The organism is Clostridium sp. 1001270J_160509_D11 (assembly GCF_015667935.1).
Lineage (GTDB): Bacteria > Bacillota > Clostridia > Peptostreptococcales > Peptostreptococcaceae > Intestinibacter.
This window is the reverse complement of sequence record NZ_JADPET010000192.1, coordinates 1-4334: the sequence shown is the minus strand read 5'-3', so window position 1 is coordinate 4334 and position 4334 is coordinate 1. Positions and strand designations below refer to the sequence as shown.

Sequence of the window (4334 nt, the reverse complement as noted above, 5' to 3'; positions counted from 1 at the left end):
TTTATGATGAGCTAAAATACGTACAAGCATCAGTATTTGGAATAGATTTCATAGCACAAAACGACCATTTTTATTTTGGAACATCAGTTACAATATGCCTGATTATACTTCTTATAATTGATATTTTATTTTTTATAGGTTTAGTGATGTTTAATAAAGAAAAAACACCTGAAAAATAATTAAAGTATAAAATAAAAAGAGCGGATAAACATATATTTATCCGCTGCTTGATTAATAATTATAATTAGATAGAAAATCAACAACTTTACTCAATATATCATAAGATAATTTTAATGATTTAAAACTAATATATTCGTTATTTCCATGAATTCCAGAAATATTATTTCTTGTATCAAGTGGGAAGAAACCTAAAGTTGGTATTTTTCTATATCTAAAAAATCTATTATCACTATATCCAGGTGTTATAGTAGGCAATAGTTTGTAATTTTGATTTATAGATTTTAATTCGGATTCTATAAATGAAAAAATATTTGTATAGTTTCTGTTTATATTTCTACTTAGTATGAGATCTATATTTTCATAAAAAGATTGTTTTGCGATTTTTCGTTTACCTTGAAAATCTATATTATTATAAAATTCTAATGTATTTTTATTGTAATAACCTAAATTTAAAGCTTGATTTAGTATTTTGTTAATTAAATCATAAGAATATTTTTTACTTTCATTTATTCTTTTCAATTCATATGAATTATATGGGTAAATTTCTTCAGTTTGGATAGTGAAGTAATAGTCTGATTTTAGCACAATAGGATATCCGCCACCTTCGCCTATAACTAGTTTTAAATTATCAATTATATTTGTATTTTCTAAAATCCATTCAGTACCGTATTTGCCACTTTGTTCTTCATCACATGAGCACATAAATATAATTGTATTTTCAGGTATATGTTTATTTAATGATAAGTTTCTCATTATTTCCATCCAAATTGAAACTAATCCCTTACAATCAAGTGCACCTCTACCAACTACACAATTATTTGTGATGGTGGCTTTATCTGGTGGAAAGAGCCAATTTTCACTATTATAATTAGCTGTATCTATATGAGAGTGAAGAAGTATTTTATTATCACTTTTTCCTTTTATAGTAGCAATTATATTTCCTTTGCCTGAAACTGGCTCGTAAATTTTATTTTCAATACCTAAATTATCAAACACTTCTTTTATATATAAAATGCCTTCAATTTCATTATTTGAATCAATTGTAGTATTAATATTAATTAGATTGCAAAGATAATCTATTATTGTTTTTTGTATCATTTTTATATTTATATCCTAACATTCTAGATGAATTTAATACTACAAAAATTGAAGATGCATTGTGTATAATAGCTGCTGCAATAGGATTTAAAAATCCCAGTCCAGATAGAAGTATTCCGATTATATTTACGCAAACTGCAAATACCCAAATATTTTGTTTTATAATAGAGTATGTTTTTTTGCTTAGAGCAATTGTTTCACATAAGAAATCAATTCTATCAGACATAAGTGTAATATCTGATGCATCTGATGCTATATCTGTTCCAGCCATACCCATTGCGATTCCGACATTGGCAAGTGTAAGAGCAGGAGCATCATTAATTCCATCGCCAATCATAGCGACATGTTTTCCACTTGATTGGAGTTCTTTTATATAGTCTAATTTTTCTTGAGGAAGTAAATTTGATTTAAATTTATTTATTCCAACTTCATCACAAATTGCTTGGGCAGTATATTCATTGTCACCAGTAAGCATAATGAAATCTTCTATACCGAGAGTTTTTAATTCATTGATAGTATCTTTAATATAAGGTCTGACTGTATCGGCAATAGATATACAACCTAGTATCTCATCATTTGAAACGACAACTAGAGCAGTTCTACCTAGTTTTTCTTCATGGTCTAAAAAATTATAAACCTGCTTATTTGAAAGAGGTTTAATTTGTTTATTTTGTGTTTTATAAATTTCGGGATTTAATTCATTTAAAAGTTTTCTATTTGAAACTTCGTAATAATTATTATTTATTTTTACATTTACACCACGTCCAAACATCATGTTGAACTTTCCATTTGGAATTTCATCTAAATTTAGATTCTCTTTTTCAACAAGATATTTTATAATTGATTTTCCAATAGGGTGGCCGGAGTTTTTTTCAACAATTGCTAATGTATTTAAAAATTCATTTCTTTTAGATTTATCACATATTAAGATATCGACAACTTCTGGAGTACCTTTAGTTATTGTTCCAGTTTTGTCAAAGCAAATAGTCGTAACTTTGGCTAATTCTTCAATGACAACCCCACCTTTTATTAAAACTCCTTTTTTTGCAGCATTACCGACACTTGCAACAACTGCTGTTGGAGTAGCTAGTATCAATGCACAAGGGCATGCAATTACCAAAATAGACATTACACGCATTATATCTTTTGTAAGTAGAGCTGTTATAGCACAAATTAAAAGGATAGTTGGAAGGAAGAATTCTGCAAATTTATCAGCAGTTTTTTGTACATTACCTTTGTTTTCTTGGGCACTTTTCACTGTTTTGATAATTTGACCGAGTATAGTTTCGTTACCTATTTTTTGTGTGAGAATTTCTATAACTCCATTTTCATTTAAAGTACCTACAAAAACTTTGTCTTTTGTAGTTTTATCAACTGGCATTGATTCACCTGTTATGGCAGATTCATTTATAGTTGCTTGACCGTTTTGAATAATACCGTCAACAGGAATTTTTTCGCCTGCTATAACTTGAATTATATCTCCCGGTCTTATTTCTCGTATTGATACTTCTTCAAATTTATTTCCGATTTTTTTTCTGCATTTATGTGGGACTAGTTGGATTAGAGAGCGGACTGCATTTTGTGTTTTTTTCATAGTTAAATCTTCTAGAAACTCGCCAAATATCATCATGAATGAAACTATAGAACCAGATAGATATTCCCCAACATAGGTAGTACCTATCAATGCTAAAACGACTAATAATCCGGCAGTAACTTTTCTTTTTTTGATAGTTGCTAGTACGGTAGATTTAATTACTACAAAGCCACCAATTATAAGTGGAATAATTTCAAATTTAAAATTATTTTCTGTAAAAAAGTGAAAAATAATAGCTAATATATTTAATATTAGTAAAGTAAAAGGAAGGATATATATATTGTATTTTTTTATAAATTTGCTCATATTTTACACCTCATTTTAAAAAATTTTAAACCTGAGAGAAAAACTCTCAGGTGTATATTGTGATGTTATTTATCAGTCTTTTTCTTATTGAATAAACTAAATTTCTTTTTCTTATGGTCTTCGGAGTTATCTTGGTTATGCTTATGGTCATGGTGTTCGTGATTATGACTATGTTCGTGGTGATGATGTCCATGATCATGTTCTTCATTTATTCCAAATAAATCGTCCATATCCTCCATATCATCAAATATTCCATGGTGACCTTCATGCATTTTAAATTACCTCCTTATTGATTAAATATAATTAATATCCCCTATAGGGGGTTATTAATTATATTATAGGATTTATGGAAAAAAGTGTCAATTATTTATAATAAAATGGTTAAAAAATAATATATAAGGTATAATTGATATGTTGTAAATGAGATTAGGAGGGGTTTTAATGGGTAGTAATATACAAGAGAATAATCATGAGCATAATCATGCTCATTCAAATCATAAACATTCGGATGAAGATTATAAAAAGTTAATAAATAGGATGTCTAGAATTATTGGGCATGCTAATTCTGTAAAAACTATGATGGAAGAACATAGGGACTGCACAGAAATTTTAATACAAATATCAGCAGTAAAAGCTGCATTAAACAATTTAGGGAAGAAAATATTAGAAGATCATATAAACAAATGTATAGTAGATGTAGTGGGAGAAGAACAGTTAGAAGAAAAACAAAAATTATTAAAAGATTTAAATGATGCAATTGATAAATTCGTAAGATAAATAATCAAATTTTACCCCTAAAAAATTATGAAAAAAATTTTTTGAAAGAGTAAAATTTATTAAGAATATCTAGACTCAAGTAGGGGCAAAGCATCGGTAAAAAATAGATGATTTTTGGAAAATTATATCTATGTATTTTTGATTAAACTAACTTGATTGCACACAATATATGGTGTAAAATAAATCAGTCGGCACTAGATATTGTGCTAAAGAAATGAATTTTTACATAAAAATAAAAGTTTATCACTTGAAAAATTAATAATTATGTTGGTATTACTAGTGTATAAAGTATTAGTAAGAATATAGAAACCAATTTAAAAAATAAATACAAAAAACTTTAATGAAATAATAATACTATATAGAAGAAGGAGATAATAAT

The 4334-nt window shown here is 27.2% G+C and carries 4 protein-coding genes; 1 reads left to right on the top strand and 3 read right to left on the bottom strand.

The window, feature by feature from the left end:
* Positions 1-231: 231 nt before the first annotated feature.
* From I4U58_RS12865 to I4U58_RS12855, 3 genes are all read right to left on the bottom strand, one after another.
* Positions 232-1278 (bottom strand): M20/M25/M40 family metallo-hydrolase, encoded by a 1047-nt coding sequence (locus tag I4U58_RS12865; RefSeq protein ID WP_195931743.1) that lies wholly within the window; start codon positions 1276-1278, stop codon positions 232-234.
* A complete protein-coding gene (locus tag I4U58_RS12860; RefSeq protein ID WP_195931742.1) occupies positions 1235-3178 on the bottom strand; it encodes a cation-translocating P-type ATPase in 1944 nt (647 codons plus the stop codon). The genes I4U58_RS12865 and I4U58_RS12860 overlap by 44 nt, the downstream gene beginning before the upstream one ends.
* Positions 3179-3243: 65 nt before the next feature.
* Positions 3244-3450, bottom strand: a complete 207-nt coding sequence (locus I4U58_RS12855; protein WP_195931741.1) for a hypothetical protein — start codon at positions 3448-3450, stop codon at positions 3244-3246.
* Positions 3451-3619: 169 nt separating this feature from the next.
* On the opposite strand from I4U58_RS12855, the gene I4U58_RS12850 reads away from it, so the two are divergent.
* The gene (locus tag I4U58_RS12850) at positions 3620-3955 is read left to right on the top strand and encodes a metal-sensing transcriptional repressor (RefSeq protein WP_022070752.1); all 336 of its coding nucleotides are present in this window, start codon (positions 3620-3622) and stop codon (positions 3953-3955) included.
* Positions 3956-4334 lie beyond the last annotated feature (379 nt).

What these genes read in the sequence shown, in the direction of transcription:
- I4U58_RS12855 (WP_195931741.1), bottom strand. Translation starts at nt 3,450, where the DNA reads ATGCATGAAGGTCACCATGGAATATTTGATGATATGGAGGATATGGAC.
- I4U58_RS12865 (WP_195931743.1), bottom strand. Translation starts at nt 1,278, where the DNA reads ATGATACAAAAAACAATAATAGATTATCTTTGCAATCTAATTAATATT.
- I4U58_RS12860 (WP_195931742.1), bottom strand. Translation starts at nt 3,178, where the DNA reads ATGAGCAAATTTATAAAAAAATACAATATATATATCCTTCCTTTTACT.
- I4U58_RS12850 (WP_022070752.1), top strand. Translation starts at nt 3,620, where the DNA reads ATGGGTAGTAATATACAAGAGAATAATCATGAGCATAATCATGCTCAT.